17 protein-coding genes are annotated in these 20,159 nt (G+C 63.0%); 4 read left to right on the top strand and 13 right to left on the bottom strand.

The window, feature by feature from the left end; translation table 11 throughout:
• Positions 1 to 7: 7 nt before the first annotated feature.
• From betB to betI, 5 genes are read right to left on the bottom strand one after another with little or no spacing between them, the layout of a single operon-like run.
• A complete protein-coding gene (gene betB / locus AC0L2U_RS04255; RefSeq protein WP_127397156.1) occupies positions 8 to 1,471 on the bottom strand; it encodes a betaine-aldehyde dehydrogenase in 1,464 nt (487 codons plus the stop codon).
• A 57-nt stretch (positions 1,472 to 1,528) separates the two neighbouring features.
• Entirely contained in the window at positions 1,529 to 3,181 is a 1,653-nt protein-coding gene (betA, locus tag AC0L2U_RS04250; protein WP_292699198.1) for a choline dehydrogenase, read from the bottom strand.
• Positions 3,174 to 4,175, bottom strand: a complete 1,002-nt coding sequence (locus AC0L2U_RS04245; RefSeq protein WP_127810949.1) for a threonine/serine dehydratase — start codon at positions 4,173 to 4,175, stop codon at positions 3,174 to 3,176. Before AC0L2U_RS04245 ends, betA begins: the two co-directional genes overlap by 8 nt.
• Positions 4,175 to 5,704 carry a choline-sulfatase gene (gene betC / locus AC0L2U_RS04240; protein WP_473601450.1) on the bottom strand — a complete coding sequence of 510 codons (1,530 nt, stop codon included), beginning with the start codon at positions 5,702 to 5,704 and terminating at the stop codon, positions 4,175 to 4,177. The genes AC0L2U_RS04245 and betC overlap by 1 nt, the downstream gene beginning before the upstream one ends.
• A complete protein-coding gene (betI, locus tag AC0L2U_RS04235; RefSeq protein WP_127810947.1) occupies positions 5,701 to 6,291 on the bottom strand; it encodes a choline-binding transcriptional repressor BetI in 591 nt (196 codons plus the stop codon). The genes betC and betI overlap by 4 nt, the downstream gene beginning before the upstream one ends.
• Positions 6,292 to 6,483: 192 nt before the next feature.
• Between betI and AC0L2U_RS04230 the strand changes: the two genes are divergently transcribed.
• Together AC0L2U_RS04230 and AC0L2U_RS04225 are read left to right on the top strand one after the other, a co-directional pair.
• Positions 6,484 to 7,650, top strand: coding sequence for an acetyl-CoA acetyltransferase (locus AC0L2U_RS04230; RefSeq protein ID WP_127810946.1), 1,167 nt, complete (start codon positions 6,484 to 6,486; stop codon positions 7,648 to 7,650).
• Between the two features lie 25 nt (positions 7,651 to 7,675).
• The gene (locus AC0L2U_RS04225; protein WP_127810945.1) at positions 7,676 to 8,680 is read left to right on the top strand and encodes an asparaginase; all 1,005 of its coding nucleotides are present in this window, start codon (positions 7,676 to 7,678) and stop codon (positions 8,678 to 8,680) included.
• On the opposite strand, the gene AC0L2U_RS04220 is transcribed toward AC0L2U_RS04225, so the two are convergent.
• Positions 8,673 to 10,049 carry a TIGR03808 family TAT-translocated repetitive protein gene (locus AC0L2U_RS04220; protein WP_128364574.1) on the bottom strand — a complete coding sequence of 459 codons (1,377 nt, stop codon included), beginning with the start codon at positions 10,047 to 10,049 and terminating at the stop codon, positions 8,673 to 8,675. The two genes, AC0L2U_RS04225 and AC0L2U_RS04220, sit on opposite strands and share 8 nt — an antisense overlap.
• 119 nt (positions 10,050 to 10,168) lie before the next feature.
• On the opposite strand from AC0L2U_RS04220, the gene greA reads away from it, so the two are divergent.
• Positions 10,169 to 10,642, top strand: coding sequence for a transcription elongation factor GreA (greA, locus tag AC0L2U_RS04215; RefSeq protein ID WP_473601448.1), 474 nt, complete (start codon positions 10,169 to 10,171; stop codon positions 10,640 to 10,642).
• Here the strand turns inward: greA and AC0L2U_RS04210 are convergent.
• The 4 genes from AC0L2U_RS04210 to AC0L2U_RS04195 all read right to left on the bottom strand — a co-directional run bounded on the left by AC0L2U_RS04210 (position 10,639) and on the right by AC0L2U_RS04195 (position 14,879).
• Positions 10,639 to 11,028 carry a type II toxin-antitoxin system death-on-curing family toxin gene (locus AC0L2U_RS04210; protein ID WP_127269972.1) on the bottom strand — a complete coding sequence of 130 codons (390 nt, stop codon included), beginning with the start codon at positions 11,026 to 11,028 and terminating at the stop codon, positions 10,639 to 10,641. The genes greA and AC0L2U_RS04210 overlap by 4 nt on opposite strands.
• Complete coding sequence (locus AC0L2U_RS04205; protein WP_127269970.1) at positions 11,025 to 11,246, bottom strand: AbrB/MazE/SpoVT family DNA-binding domain-containing protein; 222 nt, start codon at positions 11,244 to 11,246, stop codon at positions 11,025 to 11,027. Before AC0L2U_RS04205 ends, AC0L2U_RS04210 begins: the two co-directional genes overlap by 4 nt.
• Before the next feature lie 70 nt (positions 11,247 to 11,316).
• Entirely contained in the window at positions 11,317 to 13,440 is a 2,124-nt protein-coding gene (gene scpA, locus AC0L2U_RS04200) for a methylmalonyl-CoA mutase (protein ID WP_127810942.1), read from the bottom strand.
• Positions 13,437 to 14,879 carry a methylmalonyl-CoA mutase subunit beta gene (locus AC0L2U_RS04195; RefSeq protein WP_127810941.1) on the bottom strand — a complete coding sequence of 481 codons (1,443 nt, stop codon included), beginning with the start codon at positions 14,877 to 14,879 and terminating at the stop codon, positions 13,437 to 13,439. The genes scpA and AC0L2U_RS04195 overlap by 4 nt, the downstream gene beginning before the upstream one ends.
• A gap of 347 nt (positions 14,880 to 15,226) precedes the next feature.
• Between AC0L2U_RS04195 and AC0L2U_RS04190 the strand changes: the two genes are divergently transcribed.
• Complete coding sequence (locus AC0L2U_RS04190) at positions 15,227 to 16,774, top strand: helicase HerA-like C-terminal domain-containing protein (RefSeq protein WP_127415752.1); 1,548 nt, start codon at positions 15,227 to 15,229, stop codon at positions 16,772 to 16,774.
• 142 nt (positions 16,775 to 16,916) lie between these two features.
• Here AC0L2U_RS04190 and AC0L2U_RS04185 read toward each other — a convergent pair whose 3' ends face one another.
• From AC0L2U_RS04185 to AC0L2U_RS04175, 3 genes are all read right to left on the bottom strand, one after another.
• The gene (locus AC0L2U_RS04185) at positions 16,917 to 17,966 is read right to left on the bottom strand and encodes a class I SAM-dependent methyltransferase (RefSeq protein ID WP_473601447.1); all 1,050 of its coding nucleotides are present in this window, start codon (positions 17,964 to 17,966) and stop codon (positions 16,917 to 16,919) included.
• A 158-nt stretch (positions 17,967 to 18,124) separates the two neighbouring features.
• Entirely contained in the window at positions 18,125 to 19,207 is a 1,083-nt protein-coding gene (locus AC0L2U_RS04180; RefSeq protein ID WP_127810938.1) for an alpha/beta fold hydrolase, read from the bottom strand.
• A 121-nt stretch (positions 19,208 to 19,328) separates the two neighbouring features.
• Positions 19,329 to 20,153: a L,D-transpeptidase gene (locus AC0L2U_RS04175; RefSeq protein WP_127269960.1), complete on the bottom strand. Its 825-nt coding sequence runs from the start codon at positions 20,151 to 20,153 to the stop codon at positions 19,329 to 19,331.
• Positions 20,154 to 20,159 lie beyond the last annotated feature (6 nt).

Here is a 20,159-nt window from a genome sequence, read left to right as displayed (position 1 = left end):
GGGTTGATCAGTACGGGCTCGCCACGTCGCCCGTCTCGACATAGATCGACTTCAGCTGCGAATAGAGTGCCAGCGCCGCCAATGAATTCTCACGTCCGATGCCCGACTGCTTGAAGCCGCCGAACGGGATTTCCACCGGCGTCAGATTGTAGGCGTTGATCCAGCAGGTGCCGGCCTGCAGCTCGGCAATGACGCGGTGGGCGCGCGGCAGGTCGCGCGTGAAGACGCCGGCGGCAAGGCCGAATTCGGTGTCGTTGGCGCGGTCGATCACCTCGTCCTCACCGTCGAATTTCAGCACGCTCATGACAGGCCCGAAAATCTCCTCGCGGGCGATGCGCATTGTGTCGGTGACGCCGGTGAACACCGTTGGCTCGACAAAGAATCCGCCCTGGAAACCCTGCAGCGAAGGCACGTTGCCGCCACAGGCAAGCGTTGCTCCGTCCTGCTTGCCGATCTCGATATAGCCCACTACCTTGTCGTGCTGCGCCTTGGAAACCAGCGGCCCCATCTGGGTTTCGGGGTCGAGCGGGTCGCCGATGCGGATTTTCTTGGTCCGCTCGATCAGACGCTCGACGAAGCGGTCGTGAATGCCGCTCTGCACGAAGACGCGCGTGCCGTTGGAACAGATCTGCCCGGTCGAATAGAAATTGCCGAGCATGGCGCCGCCAATGGCGTTCTCGATGTCGGCATCGTCGAACACGATCAGCGGCGACTTGCCGCCAAGCTCCATCGTCGCGTGCTTCATCTTCGAGCCGGCGAGCGACAGCACCTTGCGGCCGGTCGGCACCGAGCCGGTCACCGAGACCTTGGCGACGACATCGTGGCCGACAAGCCCGGCGCCGACATCGCCATAGCCCTGCACGACATTGAACAGGCCGTCAGGCAGCCCCGCTTCGCTGTAGATCTCGGCCAGCGCGAGTGCTGAAAGCGGTGTGTTTTCCGAAGGCTTGAACACCATGGCGTTGCCCATGGCGAGCGCCGGTGCCGATTTCCAGCCGGCGATCTGGATCGGGTAGTTCCAGGCGCCGATGCCGACACAGACGCCGAGCGCTTCGCGCCTTGTGTAGGCGAAGGGTCCGCCGAGATCGACCCACTCGCCATTGTAGGCGGCAACCGCACCGCCGAAATATTCAAGGCAGTCCGCCGCCGAAGGGGCGTCCGCCACCAGCGTTTCCTGGATCGCCTTGCCGGTATCCAATGTCTCGATGCGGGCGAGGTCGGCGTTGCGGGCGCGCAATATGTCGGCGGCGCGGCGCAGGATGCGCCCGCGCTCGACCGGCTTCAGCCGCGCCCAGGCGGGCTGCGCCGCCCGCGCTGCCTCGACGGCGAGTTCCAGCACGTTCGGCGTCGCCGAGCGCAGCATGGCGATGATCTCACCGGTTGCCGGATAGATGACCGGCAGCGGCGCGCCGCCTTCGTCCTCGATGTAGCGTCCGTTGACATAGTGCGATGCCGTGGGCTGAGCGCGCATGGAAGTCTCCAGATTGTCTTTCGCGGCATGCGGATCGTGCAGTCACACGATCATGCTCTATCTGTCCGACGCCTGCCAGCGCGGATTGATCCATGGTTCCTGGTTGGACGGCGCCAGCGGCGTGCGGCCAAGGATGTGGTCGGAAGCCTTCTCGCCGGTCATGATCGAGGGCGCGTTGAGATTGCCGTTGGTGACGCGCGGGAAGATCGACGAATCGGCGACCCGCAAGCCTTCGATGCCGATGACCCGGCACTCCGGATCGACGACACTCATCATGTCGTCGGCGCGGCCCATCTTGCAAGTGCCGCAAGGATGGTAGGCGCTCTCGGCATGATCGCGGATGAAGATGTCGAGCTCGTCGTCCGACTGCATGTGGCTGCCCGGCGAGATTTCCTTGCCGCGATAGGGGTCGAACGCCGACTGCCCGAAGATCTCGCGCGTCAGCCTGATGCAGTGGCGGAACTCCGCCCAATCGTCTGGATGCGACATGTAGTTGAAGCGGATCACCGGCTTGGATTTCGGGTCCGGCGAACGCAGCGTCACCGAACCGCGCGACTTCGAGCGCATCGGTCCGACATGCGCCTGGAAGCCGTGCGATTTCGCAGCCGCCTTGCCATCATAGCGGACTGCCGCCGGGATGAAATGGTACTGGATATCGGGGTAGTCAACGCCGGCGCGCGAGCGCACGAAGGCCGCCGCTTCGAAATGGTTGGTGGCGCCAAGCCCGGTCTTGAGGAACAGCCACTGCGCCCCGATGAGCGCTTTCGAGAACGGATTCAGCACCGAATTGAGCGTGATCGGCAGCAATGATTCCTGCTGGATGTAGAGCTCCATATGATCCTGCAGATTGCGGCCGACACCGGGCCGGTCGGCCACCACCGGAATGCCGTTTTCGCGCAAATGCTCGGCCGGGCCGATGCCGGACAGCATCAGTATCTTGGGCGAATTGATCGACGATGCGGCGACGATCACCTCACGTCGCGCCTTAACAACCTGAATCTGTTTGTGAGCTTCGATCTCGACGCCGATGGCGCGCTGATTCTCGATAATCACGCGCCGCGCAAAGCCCTTGACCAGACTCACATTTTTGCGCTTCAGCGCCGGCTTCAGATAGGCCGATGCCGCCGACCAGCGGCGACCGCCGCTGATGGTCTGCTCCATCGGCCCAAAACCTTCCTGCTTGGAACCATTGTAGTCTTCGGTCAGTTCGAACCCGGCCTGGCGACCAGCCTCGACAAAGGCGCCATAGAGCGGATTTTTACGCGAGCCGCGCTGCACATGCAGCGGCCCGCCGTGGCCGCGCCAGCCATCCTCGCCGCCGTCCGAATCTTCCATACGCTTGAAATAGGGGAGCACGTCGGCGAAGCCCCAGCCGGCCGCACCCTCTTCGGCCCAATGGTCGAAATCGCGGGCGTGGCCGCGCACATAGACCATGCCGTTGATCGAGGACGAGCCGCCGATAACCTTGCCGCGCGGTGTCGCCAGCACACGGCCGCCGAGATGCGGTTCCGGCTCGCTGGCAAAGCCCCAGTCATAGAGGCTCATGTTGAGCGGGATCGACAGCGCCGACGGCATCTGGATCAGCGGCCCGATATCGCTGCCGCCGAATTCGATGACGATGACCGAATGCTTGCCGTCTTCAGACAGGCGATAGGCCATGGCCGAGCCGGCCGAGCCGGAGCCGATGATGACGAAATCTGCTTCAAGCATGGTTCATATGCGCCATGAAATCGGCGAGCGAGACATTGCCGCCGGTAGCCACAACAAGGGCGGTCTTGCCCCTCACATCCACCTTGCCGCCGAGCAGTGCGGCGAGCGAGGCGGCCCCCGAGGGCTCGAGCACCAGCTTCATGCGCTCGAAAGCGATCCGCATGGCGCTGCACACCGATTGGTCGTCGACGGTGATGCCGCGAACACCGGCGGTCTTGACTGCCGCGAAAGGCGCGTCGCCCGGCCGTCGCGACATCAGCCCGTCGCAGATCGACTTCGGCCCGATCGGCATCGTCTCGATGCTGCCATGTGCCAGCGACGAGCCCATGCCGTTGAAACCTTCAGGTTCGACGCCGATGATCTCAGTGGCGGGCGACAGATAGTGGAAGGCGAGCGAAACGCCGCCGATCAGCCCACCGCCACCGACCGAGCAGAACAAAAGATCGGCGCTGGCGCCTTTGGCTTCGAGTTGGTCAAGCGCTTCGAGGCCGGCGCCCGCCTGGCCGGCAACGATCTCCGGATCGTCAAATGGATGCAGCAGGGCCAAGCCTTCGGTCTCGGCGATCTCGCGTGCCTTGGCGGCGGCGACTTCCTCACGCGCGCGTTCGCCATGGTCGGTCAGCACGACGCGGGCGCCATAGCCGGCCGTAGCATCACGCTTGGCGGTCGGTGCGTCGATCGGCATGACGATGGTGACGGGAATGCCGAGCGCCTGGCCGGCAGCCGCCAGCCCTTGCGCGAAATTGCCGGAGGAGTAGGCGACGACGCCTTTCCTGGCCTCATCAGTGGAAAGCTGCTTCAGGCGCCAATAGGCGCCGCGCACCTTGAACGATCCGGCCCATTGCAGCGATTCCGGCTTGATGAAGACGCGGGCCGCACCCGTCTCGCGGGCCAGTGCCGCCGATTCCAGCAGCGGTGTGATCTGCGTCGCCCTGGAGGTGACGGCATAGGCCTGCTTGAGGTGGTCGAGGGAGGGGACGAGAAGGTCTGACATCATTCGCCTCGCGGATACCTTTTGCTCTCTTCGAGATTGTCGAGGTTCATGTGATTGCGCATGTAACGCTCGGACGCTTTTTGCAGCGGCTGGAAATCCCAGGGGTAATAGGCGCCGTTGCGCAGCGCCGGATAGACGACCCAGCGGCGCGCCTGGTTTTCGCGGACAGCGGCGTCGAAGCCGGCCATGTCCCAGCGCGCCTGGACCTTGTCCATGAATGCCGCCACCAGGCCCGCATTGGCCGCGTCGTCGGCCAGATTGTCCCGTTCGAGCGGATCGGCTTCGAGATCGAACAGTTGCGGCGGATCGAGTTCACAATGGACGAATTTGTATCTGCCGTCGCGGATCGCAACCAAGGGCGCGTTGGACCCTTCGGCCGCATATTCCATCAGCACCGGCGCGGTGCGCTCAATACCCTTGGTGAGCGGCAGCAGCGACTGGCCGTCGGTCCACGGCGCGATTGCAGCGATGTCGATGCCGGCGAGGTCGCAAAGCGTCGGCGCCACGTCAAGATTGGAAACCGGCGTCTCGATCAGCCCGGCGTGAACGCCCTTGCCGGCAATCATCAGCGGCACGCGCGCCGAGCCCTCGAAGAAGCTCATCTTGAACCATAGGCCGCGCTCGCCGAGCATGTCGCCGTGGTCCGAGCAGAACAGGATGATTGTGTCGTCGGCCATGCGGGTGCGCTCGAGAACATCCAGGATCTCGCCCAGCTTGTCGTCGACATAGGAGATGTTGGCGAAATAGCCCTGCCGCGAACGACGCACCTGTTCCGGCGTGATCTCGAAGGAAGGATAATCGCTGGCGTGGTACAGCCGCCGGGAATGCGCATCCTGCTCGTCATGCGCGATGAACCCGGTTTCCGGATCCAGCGCCTGGCAATGCTCATAGAGATCCCAATACTGCTTGCGCGCGACATAGGGATCGTGCGGGTGCGACAGCGAGACGGTGAGGCACCATGGCCGATGGCTCGCATCGTCCTGTTCGCGCGAAAGCTGATAGAGCTTCTGTGTGGCTAGGAACACGACCTCGTCGTCATACTCCATCTGGTTGGTGATCTCGGCAACGCCGGCGCCGGTCACCGAGCCCAGATTGTGATACCACCAGTCGATACGCTCGCCGGGCTTGCGGTAGTCCGGCGTCCAGCCGAAATCGGCAGGGTAGATGTCGGTCGTCAGCCGTTCCTCGAAACCGTGCAACTGGTCCGGCCCGACGAAATGCATCTTGCCCGACAGGCAGGTGTAGTAGCCGGCGGCGCGCAGATGATGGGCGAAGGTCGGGATCGACGAGGCGAATTCGGCGGCATTGTCGTAGACGCCGGTGCGCGACGGCAATTGCCCGCTCATGAACGAGGCACGGCCCGGTGCGCAGAGCGGCGACGCCGTGTAGTTGTTGGCAAAGCGCGCCGATCGTGCGGCCAACGCTTTCAGGTGCGGTGTGTGCAGAAACTCCGCCGGACCGTCGGGAAACAAGGTGCCGTTGAGCTGGTCGACCATGACGATCAGGAAGTTGGGTCGCTTCATTGTCACTGTTTGCACCGCTCACCGAGTTTGGTTCCGAGATAGTCCTCGACCAGCGCGATCGCGGTCGCGGCGTCGGGCACGCCGTCCTTCAGCGCCCGCCTGATGTAGAGCCCATCGATCATCGCCGCTGTCGCTTCGGCTGCGCGGTCGGCTTCGGCTCTGGGCAAGATGCCGGTCAGCCCGCTCATCAGGTTCGAATGCAGTCGCCGCGCATAGACCCTGAGCAGTCGGCGCAAGGCCGACGATTTCTGCGCTTCGACATAGAAGGCGAGCCAGGCGGCGATGGTTTCCGGCTGGAACTGGATGTCGGAGAAATTGACAGCCACCACGGCCGAAACGCGTTCGCGCGGGGTGGCAGCCGATTGAAGGGCGCGTCGCATGTCGATGGTCAGTTCGGCCAGGATGTGCCGCATCGTCGCCAGCAACAGTTCGTCCTTTGCGCCGAAATAGTGATGGGCAAGAGCCGACGAAACCCCGGCGCGTCCGGCGATCTCGGACATGGTGACGTCGAGCGAGCCGCGCTCGCCGATCGCCGAGATCGTCGCGTCGATCAGCGCCTTGCGGCGCAGCGGTTCCATTCCGACTTTCGGCATCTCGCGATGATCCTTTGAGAAAACAGGATTATTTTTTATTGACGCGTCAATCAACAAAAAAATCGACCGCGATCTTGGCTGTACCAAGCGATTGTCCTTCACGAAGTGGGCAGGATTGTTTATATTTGAACAATAAAGGCGAAATGCGCCCTGAGCCCACATGTTAGGCTGGCGCCAAGGATGGAGACCGCCATGACCGCATGCATCGTTGGCTGGGCGCATTCGCGCTTCGGCAAGCTCGAGGGCGAAACGCTCGAAAATCTGATCGTCAAGGTGGCAACCGACGCGCTCGACCATGCCGGCGTCGGTCCCGACGAGGTCGACGAGATCGTGCTCGGCCATTTCAACGCCGGCTTTTCGGCGCAGGATTTTACCGCCAGCCTGGTGCTTCAGGCCGACGACCGGCTGCGCTTCAAGCCGGCGACGCGCGTCGAGAACGCTTGCGCCACCGGATCGGCCGCGGTCCGTCAGGGCATCCGCGCCATCGACGCCAATGCCGCCCGCATCGTGCTGGTGGTCGGCGCCGAGCAGATGACGACGACGCCGGGGCCGGAGATCGGCAAGAACCTGCTCAAGGCGTCCTATCTGCCCGAGGACGGCGAGACACCGGCGGGTTTCGCCGGCGTCTTCGGCAAGATCGCGCAGGCCTATTTTCAGCGCCACGGCGACCAGTCGGATGCGCTGGCCATGATTGCCGCCAAGAACCACAAGAACGGCGTCGACAACCCCTATGCACAGATGCGCAAGGATTTCGGCTACGAGTTCTGCCGCCAGGAGAGCGAGAAGAACCCGTTCGTTGCCGGCCCACTGAAGCGCACCGACTGCTCGCTGGTCTCCGACGGCGCCGCCGCCCTTATCCTTGCCGACACCGCCACGGCGCTGAAGATGCGCCGTGCCGTTGCCTTCCGCGCCAACGAGCATGTGCAGGATTTCCTGCCGATGTCGAAGCGCGACATCCTGACCTTCGAAGGCTGCGAACAGGCCTGGAACCGGGCGTTGAAATCAGCCGGCGTGACGCTCGACGATCTGTCCTTCGTCGAGACGCATGACTGCTTCACCATTGCCGAACTGATCGAATATGAGGCGATGGGTCTTGCCAAGCCGGGAGAGGGGGCCAAGCTTGCGCTGGACGGCACAACGGCCAGGGATGGCCGCCTGCCGGTCAATCCCTCCGGTGGGCTGAAGGCCAAGGGCCATCCGATCGGCGCCACGGGCGTGTCGATGCATGTCTTGACCGCCATGCAGCTTGTCGGCGAGGCCGGCGGCATCCAGGTGCCGGGCGCCAAGCTTGGCGGCATCTTCAATATGGGCGGTGCCGCGGTCGCCAACTACGTTTCCATTCTCGACCGGATCAGGTAAACCGCCCGCATTTACGGGAGGGTTCATGACAAATCCGGTTCTGATCGAAGTGTTGCGCGGCGCGATCGTCGAGAGCGCGCATCGCGGCTCAGTCGCGGTCTTCGATGGCGATGGCAAGCCCGTCTGGGAGATCGGCGACACAGCCAAGCCGGTGTTTCCGCGCTCGGCGGTCAAGGCGATCCAGGCACTGCCGCTGGTCGAAAGCGGTGCGGCCGATGCCTATGGCTTCGGCAACCGCGAACTGGCGCTCGCCTGTGCGTCCCACTCAGGCGAGCCGGCCCATGTCGAACTGGCGCGATCCATTCTGTCCAAGGTCGGGCTGGATGGGTCGGCGCTCGAGTGCGGCACGCATTGGCCGTCCAATCATGACGCCGAGATTGCGCTCGCCCGCGCCGGCGGCTCGCCGAACGCATTGCACAACAATTGCTCCGGCAAGCATTCCGGCTTCCTCTGCACCTGCGTCCACGCGGGCATTGCGCATCGTGGCTATGTCAAGCCGGGACATGGCTTGCAGGAACTGGTGCGCGACGCCATGCAATCGGTGACGGGCGCTGTCCATGGTGAGGACCAGCGGGCCATCGATGGCTGTTCGATCCCAACCTATGCGGTGCCGCTCAGGAGCTTTGCGATCGGCTTTGCCCGCATGGCCACGACATCAGGTTTTGGCCCCGAGCGAGCCAAGGCCGCGAGGCGGCTGCTGGCCGCCTGCATGGCCGAGCCGTTCTTCGTTGCCGGCACAGGCCGCGAAGACGTCGCACTGATGGAGGCCGCACCAGGGCGGATTTTCACCAAAGGCGGCGCCGAGGGCGTCCATTGTGCCGCAATTCCGGAGCTTGGTCTCGGCATCGCGCTCAAATGCGATGATGGCGCCGGCCGCGCCGGCGAAGCCATGATTGCCACCGTCCTCGCCAAACTGTTGCGCGCCGACGAGGCATTGGCGTTCAAGCTGAGCGAGTTGGCAAACACGCCCATAGAAAACCGCAACGGTGCCAAGGTCGGGGCGCTGAGGCCGACGGCAGCCCTCAACTGACGTGATTGCGCTCGACGGTCAGATGCGCATAGCCGGTATCGTTTGACGAGGCGAGGTCGCCCGTTGCGGGCTCGGCCCAGCGCTGGCCGACAACCGCACCGTTGAGCGCGCCGTCGATGATATTGTCTGAAATGACCGCCGTGCCGGCACCCTCGACCACGGACACGACGATACCGGTTCCGGCCTTGCGGATGATGTTGCCCGTAGCGACGACATTGCGCAGGTAGGGACCCCAGCCGATCTGCATGCCATAAAGCGGCGCGTTCTCGATGACGTTGTTGGAAACGGTGGTGTCGGCCTCAACGCCGATGCCGACGCCAAATCCCGGCGAGTCGGCGGGGTAGGGACCGCTGGTCGACAGATTGCGCACGATGTTGCCGGAGCAGACGCCCATGCGGCCGCCTTCGTTGAAATTGACGATCGAGATGCCGTTGGCGGCGCCGTCGACGATGTTGTTGCTGATGATGGCGCCTTCGAACGAGAACTCGGAATAGACCGCCGTTTCGCCCGAGCGCGAGCAGGTGTTGCCCGATATCTGCAGGTTGCTGGCGCTGTTGGCGCGGATCGCCGAGAAGGCGCAGTCCGAGACGATGTTGCCCGAGATGACGACATTGCCGGCGCGAAAGGCATTGATGCCGTTGCCGTTCTGCCCGGTTCCGCCGCTGCGTGCCTGGATCCGTTGGACGCGGTTGCCGGTGACCATGGTGCCGTCTTCGGCCACCTGCCAGCGGTGCACGAGGATGCCGCCACTGGCGCAATCGGAGACGGTGTTGCCCGTAATGGACAGCCCGCCAGCCTCGACCGAGTAAATGCCGGCATCGGCGGCGCCCGATATCTCGCTGCGCTCGATCCGGCCGATCGCGTGTTCCAGCGCCAGTCCGTTCTTGCTGCTGCCGGTGATCTGACAATTGTCGATGGCGAGGTGCGCGATACGGCGCAGATCGAGCAGCCCTTGCGTGTAATCGCCCATCGTGCGGTTCGAACCATCAAAGACCAGACCGCTGAGTTCGATATGGTCAGCCTGTTCGGCCATGAAAAGGTGGCCGTCACCGCCGTAAACGACGCGCGTCGCGCCCGGCACCCCGGAAAGACGTACGCGGCCGGGCAGTGAAAGATTGGAGACGACATAGGTGCCGGGCGGCAGGAACACCGGCATATCGCGGGCATTGGCGTCACGCAGCAGCTTGGCGAAGGTCTTGCTCTGATCGTCTGATGTGCCGGGCTGCACGCCGAGTTCTGTGGCATTGATCGAGCCGCGCATCGAGGCTTTCTCGATGCCGCTCAAGCTTGCGGCCACCGCCTTGCCGAGCGCAAGCCCCATGACGGCAAAGCCGGCGGTCCCAGTCAGCAGCGTTCGCCTGTTCAACATCGGCACAGAATCCCAGCGTTGAGCCAGCTATCGCAGGAATCGTGCCAGCCGTTCTGTCTCTCCTGCCGAGCGCGCGACAATGGCTTGTCGAGCAGCCTCTGCGGGCCTAAGTTCAGGAAATGAGCAGAGCTTTCACCCGCGAGGAAGACAGCGAAAATGCCATCGCCGGCGTCGGTGAGCGGCCGGTCAGCCACCATCGCAATCTGGTGACGGAACGCGGCCTGGCGCAGATCGAGGACAATCTCGCCGATCTGCGCGACATACTGGCGAAGGCCGAACGCAAAGCCGACCGCGAGCGCATCGCGGTCGCGTCGCGCGACCTGCGCTATTGGACCGCCCGGCGTGAAAGCGCCGAACTCTCCGTACCGGAGCCGGGCAGCGACGTGGTGCGCTTCGGCATGGGCGTCACGATCGAGGGCGACGACGGCAGGAAGGTCCACTGGAAAATTGTCGGCGAAGACGAGGCTGATCCCACCAAGGGTAGCATTTCGCATGTTTCGCCGATGGCGGTCGCCCTATTCGGCAAGAAGATCGGCGACTTGGCCAGCGTCAACGGCAAGGAATGGGAAATCGTCAAGCTTTCCGAGAGCTAATCCTCGATCTTGACGACATGGTCGCGGAAGAACGCCGCGGCTCCGGCTTCATCGATCTCGCCTGAAGCAACGGCCATGACGAATTCGTAGAGCGTGCCGTTGTCGGCTGTCAGGACATGGCCGTTCACGATCAAAAATGCACCGGCTGCAACTATGGCCGTGCGCTTGTTGCCGTCGACAAAGGCATGATTTCTTGCGATGCCGAAGACATAGGCGGCTGCTAGGTCTTCAACCGAAGGGTTTTCGTAGTTGGCCTTGTTCTCGGCACGCGCGAGCGCAGATTCGAGAGCATTTTCATCTCTCAAACCTTGAGCACCGCCATGCCTGCGCAACTGCTCGGCATGCATCGCTTCAACCGCACGCCGGGTAAGGAACTCCCAGCTCATTCGGCGAGCTTCTGAAGCGCGACCTTGTATTTGTCCATGACCTTGCGAGCAGCTTCCATCTGCCGCTCGAAACTGTCGTCCATCGGCTCAAGGGCAATGCCCTTGTCCGTTTCGACGATCTGGAGCTGATCACCTGTCTTCATGTTCAGACGATCGAGCAGATCCTTGGGCAGGATCACACCTTCCGAATTACCGATCTTGCGAATGGTCGTGTTCATGACAGATATCCTGTTGCAACGCCGATTATAACTCGACCGGCGAGAAGTTGCAACAGGTATTATAACAAGCCTAGCGGACCGCCAGCAGCCGGTCCAGCAGCCGATCCGCCGCCTCCGGAATAACAGTTCCCGGCGGGAAGATCTCGGCAGCGCCGGCCTGTCGCACCGCGTCATAGTCTTGCGGTGGGATGACGCCGCCGGCGACGATCAGCATGTCGCCGCAGCCGAGCTTTTTCAGCGCGTCGCGCAGTTCGGGGATCAGCGTCAGATGTCCCGCCGCCAGCGACGAGGCGCCGACGATGTGGACGTCCTGTGCGACCGCCAGCTTGGCGATCTCCTCCGGTGTCTGGAACATCGCGCCGACGGTGACGTCGAAGCCGAGATCGGCGAAGGCCGTGGCGATGACCTTCTGGCCGCGGTCGTGGCCGTCCTGTCCCATCTTGGCGACCAGGATGCGCGGCTTGCCGCCGGTCTTCTTCTCGAAGGCGTCAAGCTTGTCCTGCAGACCGTCGACCACGGGATGATCGCCAAGCGCCTTCCGATAGACCCCGGAAATGGTCTGTACCGTGGCGACGTGGCGCCCAAACGCCCTTTCCAACGCGAATGAAATCTCGCCGACCGTGGCATTGGCGCGCGCCGCTCGGATGGCGAATTCCAGCAGGTTTTCATTGCCTTGCGCGGCACGGGTCAGCTCATCGAGCGCGCTTTCGACGGCGGCGACGTCGCGCGTGCCCTTCAGCCGTTGCAGCTTCGACAATTGCCGGGCCCTGACCTCGGCATTGTCGATCTTCAGCACGTCGACCTCGATGTCGGTCTCGGGCCGATGGGCGTTGACGCCGACCAGCATCTGCTCGCCGGAATCGATGCGCGCCTGCGTGCGCGCGGCGGCTTCCTCGATGCGCAGCTTGGGAATGCCCTGTTCGGTCGCCGCTGCCATGCCGCCGAGCGCCTCGACCTCCTCGATGTGGGCAAGAGCGCGCGCCGCCAGATCATGCGTCAGCCGTTCGAGATAGGCCGAACCGCCCCACGGGTCGATGATGCGCGTGGTGCCGGATTCCTTTTGCAGGATGAGCTGGGTGTTGCGGGCGATCCGCGCCGAGTGGTCGGTCGGCAGCGCCATCGCCTCGTCGAAGGAATTGGTGTGCAGCGACTGGGTGTGGCCCTGCGTTGCAGCCATCGCCTCGATCATGGTGCGGATGATGTTGTTGTAGGGATCCTGCGCCGTCAGCGACCAGCCAGAAGTCTGGCAATGGGTGCGCAGCGACAGCGAGCGCTCGTCCTTGGGCGAAAAATTCTTCTGCATCAGGGTCGCCCACAACAGGCGCGCGGCCCGCAGCTTGGCGACTTCCATGAAGAAATTCATGCCGATGGCCCAGAAGAAGGACAGGCGAGGCGCAAAGCGGTCGATGTCGAGGCCCGCCGCGACGCCGGCGCGGGCATATTCGATGCCATCGGCGATCGTGTAGGCGAGCTCAAGGTCGGCCGTCGCGCCGGCCTCCTGCATGTGATAGCCGGAGATCGATATCGAATTGAACTTCGGCATGTTCTTCGATGTGTATGAGAAGATGTCCGACACGATCCGCATCGAAGGTTTTGGCGGATAGATGTAGGTGTTGCGGACCATGAACTCCTTCAAAATGTCGTTCTGAATGGTCCCGGCGAGATCCCTCTGTGCAACGCCCTGTTCTTCCGCGGCGACGATGTAAAGCGCCATGATCGGCAGCACCGCGCCGTTCATCGTCATCGATACCGTCATCTCGTCGAGCGGAATGCCGTCGAAGAGCTGCCGCATGTCGAGGATGGAATCGATGGCGACGCCCGCCATGCCAACATCGCCGGCAACGCGCGGGTGGTCGCTGTCATAGCCGCGATGCGTGGCGAGATCGAAGGCGACCGACAGCCCCTTCTGGCCGGCGGCAAGGTTGCGCCGGTAAAAGGCGTTGGAATCTTCGGCCGTCGAGAAACCGGCATATTGCCGGATCGTCCAGGGCTGCTGGACATACATGGTCGGGTAGGGGCCGCGCACGAAGGGCGGCAGCCCCGGATAGGTGTCGAGATGCGGCAGCCCCTTGAGATCGCTTTGATTGTACAGATGCTTGGCAATGAGCCCTTCCGGCGTGGTCCGCTGGCCTTTGACCTCGACAGGCGTGCGGCGTGGCGGGACCCAGCCGATCTGGCCGAAGTCCGGGATCAAGAGCCGGCTCCGATCGATTGGTCGATGCGGACTGGAAACAGCGGCTCGCAGACGGCAACGCCTTCGGTGAAGGCCGGCCGCCGTTCCGCCGCCAGCGTCTCGACCGGACGTTCGTCTTTCGATGGATAGAGCGTGGTGCCGACGATGGCCCGTTGGCCTGTGCGGTAGGCTGCATTGCGCTGCTCCGCCGCTGCGTGGACGCGCTTCTGGATGTGTCCGTCCTGAAGGCTGGACAGGACACCGCCCTCGGCTTCGATCGTCTGCAACTCCGCCCAGGCCAGTTCGCACAATTCCGCGGTCAGCGCTTCCACAGCGCCGGAACCATAGGCGGGATCGGTGACATGATCGATATGGCTTTCATTGGCCATGATCAGCTGCGTGTTGCGGGCAACACGACGGGCAAAACCCGCCGGCAGACCGTGCGCGATCGTGTGCGGCAGGATGGAGATCGAATCGGCGCCGCCGCACGCCGCGGCAAAGCATGCAATGGTGGTGCGCAGGATGTTGGTCTCCGGGTCCATCGCCGTCATCATGCGAAACGACGTCTCGGCATGGATACTGGCCGTGGATGTCGGGATCGAACAAGCCTCCTGCACCCGCGCCCAGAGGCTGCGCAGCGCCCGCATCTTGGCTATCGACAGCAACTGGTCCTGGTCGACGCTGAGTGCAAAACCGATATGAGGTGCGGCATAGACAAGCGGCTGCCGCGCCGTCTCGAACATTCTGAGGTAGGAGACAGCCGAAGCCAGCATGATGCCAAGTTCCTGCGCTTCCGTGGCGCCGGCATTGTGGAACACGCGCCCGTCAGCTTCCAGCAGCACGCCCGGAACGCCCATCGCGAAGAAATGCGCCAGCGACTGCGGCATGGAGGCCCGCAGCGCCTCGATCGACATGCGCAGCCGACCCGTTCCCGCGAAGATCGCTGCTGGATCGATGCCGAAGGAGAGGTTGAGTTTTGCCGGGTCCGACCGCCGCTTGCTCAGGAAAGCGACCAGCCAGTCGGCCACGGCGCGGCTCCAGGGATGGGCGTCGATGCGAACCTGGATGCGGTTGAGCGGTATGCCGTCCAGCACCGCCTCCAACGCCTCCGCCGTTCTCGGCAAGCCGTATCCGAACGCGTTCGGCGCCCCCTCGAAGACCAGCGACAATCCCGTGGCACCCTGTGCCACATCTTCCAGCGCTTGGCTTCTGGCGCGGTTGGTGTCGGGATCGTCGACCCGCTGGCTGACGATCCATGACGATTTCGGGTTTGCGCGCACGATCGGTTCCGCCGCAGTGCTGCGGTCGTAGAGCGGTTCGATACGGATGTTGTCGTCGCTGTGCGAGACCAGCCTTTCCTCGAAGGAAGCGCCTGCCAAAGCCTTTTCCGCCAAGGCGAGCCATCGCTGGCGCTCGATGTTTTCGGGTTCCACGTCCTGGATCAAGGCTCCGGCGCCCATCCGTCCTCCTCGTTTCATACGGCCGCACCAGCCGGGAGCGGTCCAGTCTACGGTCCCCGGTCCGATATCGCAATGCAATGCGCTTTCAGAGACCGGATTCGATCCATCAGATATAGGTCAGTCCGCATGGACGACGATTGCCAAACAGCGGCAAAATCCGCAAGCTCCAAAAACCCGATTTGACCGAATGGGGCGATTTGGACGAATGGCCCGGATTTGGGCGAATGGCCCGGATTTGGACGAAGGGCCCCGATTTGGACGAATGGCATTGTCGCTGCGCAATGGCCTCACTATACCTGCGGCAAGGCCCCTGGCTTTAGACACATCAGTTTGCGGAGACCGGACATATGGCTGACGACACCAGTATTTTCATCGGCGCCAGCCGCAAGCCCGACGACAGCTATCAGCGTGCCGAGCAACTGTTGCTGCAATATGGGAATCGTCATGGCCTGGTGACCGGCGCCACCGGTACCGGCAAGACTGTCACCTTGCAGATCCTGGCCGAAGGATTTTCCAACGCCGGCGTGCCGGTGTTCTGCGCCGACATCAAGGGCGATCTATCGGGCATCGCGATGATGGGCACGGCACAGGATTTCCTCGTCAAGCGGGCCGAACAGGTCAAGCTAGATCCTTATGACTTCCAGGAATTTCCCGTTATTTTCTGGGACTTGTTCGGCGAGCAGGGTCATCCCATCCGCGCCACGGTCTCGGAAATGGGGCCGTTGTTGCTGTCGCGCCTGATGAACCTGACGGAGGCGCAGGAAGGCATCATGAACATCGCCTTCCGCCTGGCGGACGAGGAAGGCCTGCTGCTGCTCGACATGAAGGACCTGCAGGCGCTGCTCGCCAACATCGCCGAGCGCGCCGACGAGATCGGCTCACGCTATGGCAACGTGACGAAGCCATCGGTCGGGGCTATCCAGCGCACGCTGCTGGTCCTGGAGCAACAGGGAGCCGCAAATTTCTTCGGCGAACCGGCACTGCGTATCGCCGATATCATGCGCACCACCCGCGACGGACGCGGCGCCATCAGCGTGCTTGCCGCCGACAAGCTGATGATGAATCCGCGGCTCTACGCGACCTTCCTGCTATGGCTGATGTCGGAACTGTTCGAGGTGCTGCCGGAAGTCGGCGACCCCGACAAGCCGAAGCTGGTGTTCTTTTTCGACGAGGCGCATCTTCTGTTCGACGAAGCACCCAAGGTGCTGATCGATCGCGTCGAACAAGTGGTCCGACTGATCCGCTCGAAGGGCGTCGGCGTCTATTTCGTCACGCAGAACCCGTTGGATATCCCTGAAAAAGTCCTGGCCCAGCTCGGCAATCGCGTCCAGCACGCGCTGCGCGCCTATACGCCGCGTGAGCAGCAGGCGGTGAGGACGGCGGCCGAAACGTTCCGGCCAAATCCCGATTTCGACTGCATGACCGCCATTACCCAGCTTGCCACGGGCGAAGCGCTGGTCTCGACGCTGGAGGCCAAGGGTGTCCCGTCCATGGTGCAGCGGACCCTGATCCGCCCGCCGTCGTCGCGCCTTGGACCGATAACGGCAGCCGAGCGACAAAAGCTGATCCAGGAAAGCCCGGTCGCCGGCCAGTACGATCAGGCCGTCGATCGCGAGTCGGCTTTCGAAATGCTGCAAAAAAAAGCTAAGGACGCGCAGGATGCCGAAGAGCAGGCCCAGCAGGCCGGCAGCGGCGGCTCGCGCTGGACCATTCCGGGCTTCGGCAATGACGATCCCGCGCCGCAATCGGGTGGCAGGCGCACATCTGCACCGCGCCCGTCCAACCGCCAGACGGTGGCCGAGGCGGCGATCAAGTCGGTGGTGCGCTCGGTTGGCTCGTCGGTCGGCCGGGCAATCGTGCGCGGCATATTGGGGAGTCTGTCGAGGGGACGATGAGCTTCGGATCCAAGGCAGGGGCATCCGCTTTGGCGAAATGTCCGTGGCTTGGAGCCGCATCGGATAAGCGGCACTGGGACAGCCGGTTTTGCCGGAAAGACGTTGGCCGGTTCGAGTAGGGCCTGAACCGACCTTTTCTGCGTCAGGTCGCTTCGAGCACCATGTTGAGTGGGGTCTGGGCGGCCCGCCGGACGCGAGAGAACCCACCTGACCGGATCACCTCCGTCAGCCGGTTCTCTCCTGCTTGAGCGCCGAGCGCGAGGCCTGTCTCCTGTGCCAGTGATGTGGGAACGCAGATCATTGTCGAGGCCGAGTAGTACAGCCGTCCGACGGGATTGATATTTTCCTCCAGAGTATCTCCCGCCATTGGTTCGACAACCATCCAGGTGCCGCCCTCTTTTAGCGATTTGCGAATATGCACCGCCGCGGCCTTTGGGTCGCCCATATCGTGTAGGCAGTCGAAGCAGGTGATCAGATCGAAGTCACGCCCGCCAAAATCTTGCGCCCGGCCGACCTCGAAACTCAGGTTCGTCAGTCCGTACGACAGGGCATGCGCGGTCGCGGCGGCAATCGAGGCTGGATGGAAGTCGTAACCTATGAAGCGGGAGGCGGGGAACGCCTGCGCCATCAGGATCGTCGACAGACCGTGCCCACACCCAACGTCGGCCACCGATGCCCCTGCCTTCAACTTGGCTACGACACCGTCAAGCGCCGGCAGCCAGTCCTTCACCAGGGCATTGACATAACCCGGCCGAAACAGACGTGACACGGCGCAAAACAGACACCCTGCCTGATCGCCCCAGGCAACGCCTCGCCCGGTCTTGAAAGCCGATTCCACTTTTGGCTGGTTCTCGACCATAGCAGCCGCGGTGTCGAACCCGCCAATCAGATGGACCGGGCTGTCGGATTCGGCAAATACGAATGACTGCTCGGGCGTCAGCGAAAACCGTCCATGTTCATAGTACACGTAGCCGGACGCCGCCTGCGCCGACAGCCATTCACGAACGTAGCGACGCGCGCATCCTGCAGCATCGGCAAGTTCGTCGGCCTTCGCAGGGCCGATTTCCTTGAGCGTTTTGTAGAGACCCAGCGCATCTCCGATCCGAACCAGCGGCACGCTGACTGCACCACCAAGGTCTGCCAGAACGCGGCCTACCAGTTCATTGAGCTTGGTTTCATTGAGTTGCGTCATGTCGGGTTCCTCCTGATCTTCGGACGACGGCTTGTCGTTCCGTCGATTCCGAGGATGAGCCCCCCTCTGATGATGGGCATGATGCAGCGGTCCCGTGGGGGAAGTGAAAGCGAACGCAAATAGGGACAGAAGTCCCTTGTTTGTGGTCTGCGAGGAACTCAATCGGGCTGGGGCGCTCGTTCTCTGTCGGAGAGCGTCATCACGATTGCCTGCGATCGGCTGTGGACGCCGAGCTTGCTGAAGGTCATCGACAGTTGATTGCGCACGGTCTTCACGCTCTTGCTCAAGCGCTGCGCGATCGCGCGGTTGTCCAGTCCCTGTTTGACCAGATCAAGAAGCGCCGCCTCTGCAGGTGTCAGGCCAGCCTCTCGGATTGCGCGTGGCTGCCTGGGCCGCTCATGTCCGAGGAAGGCATCGAGTTCATCCTGGAACACCTTCCAGGCTGGCTCGGTCGGCAGGAGAACGTGATTTTTGCTTTCAAGCGGCAGGAAGCGGGCTCCAGGGATCGCTGCGGCAAGCTTGCAGCCTTCATCGAACGGCACGCGCATGTCCCCGCGGCTGTGCGCGATCAACGTCGGGACGCGGAGTTTTACCGCGAGGTCGAGGACGTCGATCCCTTGCATCTGCCAGAGCAGGCGGGCGGCTACGTCGGCGCTTGCCGTCACGCGCTCAAGATCGCCCCACCAGCGATGCTGTTCTTGTGTCCCGTTGGGAATGAAAAGGTTGGTGAAGAACTGGCAGAACGCAGGATTTTCACGTCCCCAGCCGATGCGCACGAAATTGACGAGTGTTTCGGCTTCCAACCGCTCGGCCTCGGTGTGTGCTCGAACTCTCGCACCTTGGCCATAGGCATTCAGCAGCACCAGATGCGACACCCGCTCAGGATGCCGCAGCGCATAGGCGATGCTGAGAGCGCCGCCTTGCGAAAGACCGAGCAGAACGAAACTTGGCTGCTCAATGGTCGCCGTCACGGCGTCCAGGTCTGCGTGCCACGCTTCGATCGAGAGGTCGGCGACATGGCGATCCGACAGACCGCAGCCGCGTGGATCGTAGCGAACAAACTGGTTGTGGGCCGAAAGGGCCTGGAGCCATGGCCGCCAAACCGGGCTTGCGAGATCATAGTCGACATGGCTCAGCCAGTGCGCCGCCCGAACGATCACCTTGCCTTCCCCGCACGATGCGACAGCGATGCGGGTACCGTCCTCGGACGTGCAGAACCGTATGCTCTGGCTGAGTTTCATCACCCCAGAATATCGCAGTGGGACGCCACGCGACAGACCGGTCTCCGCCGACGCAGAATCGTTTCCGTTTCAGAGAGACAATCCGGTGAAGGAGCGTCGCAACCGCCGCTCCTTCGCCTGATCAGAAAATCGAATTGGTGATCGCCTTGACCGGTCCAAGCAGCACCGATCCGTCCGGCACGCCGGCGTCGATCGGAATCGCCTGTCGGTTGGCCGTCGCCACCATGGGTTGGCTGGCGTCGCTGGTCACGACGACCGGAGTCTTCGAGGGCACGCGATCATAGAGGTCGATAATGTCCTGGTTCATCAGACGCACGCAGCCTGACGAGACCGACTTGCCGATCGACCGCCACTCAGGCGAGCCGTGCAGACGATAGAGCGTGTCGACATTGCCCTGGAACAGATAGAGCGCGCGTGCGCCGAGCGGGTTCTTCAGGCCGCCGGGCATGCCGCCATTGTCGGCGCTATAGGGCTTCAATTCCGGCTGACGGGCGATCATTTCATCCGGCGGCGTCCACTTCGGCCATTTCTGCTTCCACTGAACGACGGCGTCGCCGGACCATTCGAAGCCGGCGCGGCCAAGGCCGACGCCGTAGCGTATCGCCTGACCGCCTGGACGAACCAGATAAAGGAAGTGGCCGGTGGTATCGACGACTATGGTTCCCGGCTTCTGTCCCGTCGGGTCGGGAACGATCTGACGCAGGAACTGCGGATCGATCTTGTCGACGGGGATGGCCGGCAAATCGAAGCCGCCGTCGCTGACAGCGGCGTACATCGTCACATAATCGGCCAGAGGCGGCTCGACATAGGTTGGTGGCGGCGGCTCGACCGGACCCGGCCCGGTGGTAGCGCATGCGGAAACCGCGATCGAAGCGGCGCCCAGGGCTGCGGCGTTGAGAAAGCCGCGACGGCTCAGGCGAAAAGATTCGATTTCGGTTATGGACATGGTTGC

This window comes from Mesorhizobium sp. WSM4808 (assembly GCF_055811675.1).
The sequence above is the reverse complement of the archived record's forward strand: the minus strand, read 5'-3'. Positions and strand labels throughout refer to the sequence as shown.

What these genes read in the sequence shown, in the direction of transcription:
- AC0L2U_RS04195 (WP_127810941.1), bottom strand. Translation starts at nt 14,879, where the DNA reads ATGGGCGCCGGAGCCTTGATCCAGGACGTGGAACCCGAAAACATCGAG.
- AC0L2U_RS04180 (WP_127810938.1), bottom strand. Translation starts at nt 19,207, where the DNA reads ATGAAACTCAGCCAGAGCATACGGTTCTGCACGTCCGAGGACGGTACC.
- AC0L2U_RS04230 (WP_127810946.1), top strand. Translation starts at nt 6,484, where the DNA reads ATGACCGCATGCATCGTTGGCTGGGCGCATTCGCGCTTCGGCAAGCTC.
- betA (WP_292699198.1), bottom strand. Translation starts at nt 3,181, where the DNA reads ATGCTTGAAGCAGATTTCGTCATCATCGGCTCCGGCTCGGCCGGCTCG.
- AC0L2U_RS04245 (WP_127810949.1), bottom strand. Translation starts at nt 4,175, where the DNA reads ATGTCAGACCTTCTCGTCCCCTCCCTCGACCACCTCAAGCAGGCCTAT.
- AC0L2U_RS04205 (WP_127269970.1), bottom strand. Translation starts at nt 11,246, where the DNA reads ATGAACACGACCATTCGCAAGATCGGTAATTCGGAAGGTGTGATCCTG.
- AC0L2U_RS04185 (WP_473601447.1), bottom strand. Translation starts at nt 17,966, where the DNA reads ATGACGCAACTCAATGAAACCAAGCTCAATGAACTGGTAGGCCGCGTT.
- AC0L2U_RS04210 (WP_127269972.1), bottom strand. Translation starts at nt 11,028, where the DNA reads ATGAGCTGGGAGTTCCTTACCCGGCGTGCGGTTGAAGCGATGCATGCC.
- AC0L2U_RS04175 (WP_127269960.1), bottom strand. Translation starts at nt 20,153, where the DNA reads ATGTCCATAACCGAAATCGAATCTTTTCGCCTGAGCCGTCGCGGCTTT.
- betB (WP_127397156.1), bottom strand. Translation starts at nt 1,471, where the DNA reads ATGCGCGCTCAGCCCACGGCATCGCACTATGTCAACGGACGCTACATC.
- greA (WP_473601448.1), top strand. Translation starts at nt 10,169, where the DNA reads ATGAGCAGAGCTTTCACCCGCGAGGAAGACAGCGAAAATGCCATCGCC.
- AC0L2U_RS04190 (WP_127415752.1), top strand. Translation starts at nt 15,227, where the DNA reads ATGGCTGACGACACCAGTATTTTCATCGGCGCCAGCCGCAAGCCCGAC.
- AC0L2U_RS04225 (WP_127810945.1), top strand. Translation starts at nt 7,676, where the DNA reads ATGACAAATCCGGTTCTGATCGAAGTGTTGCGCGGCGCGATCGTCGAG.
- AC0L2U_RS04220 (WP_128364574.1), bottom strand. Translation starts at nt 10,049, where the DNA reads ATGTTGAACAGGCGAACGCTGCTGACTGGGACCGCCGGCTTTGCCGTC.
- betI (WP_127810947.1), bottom strand. Translation starts at nt 6,291, where the DNA reads ATGCCGAAAGTCGGAATGGAACCGCTGCGCCGCAAGGCGCTGATCGAC.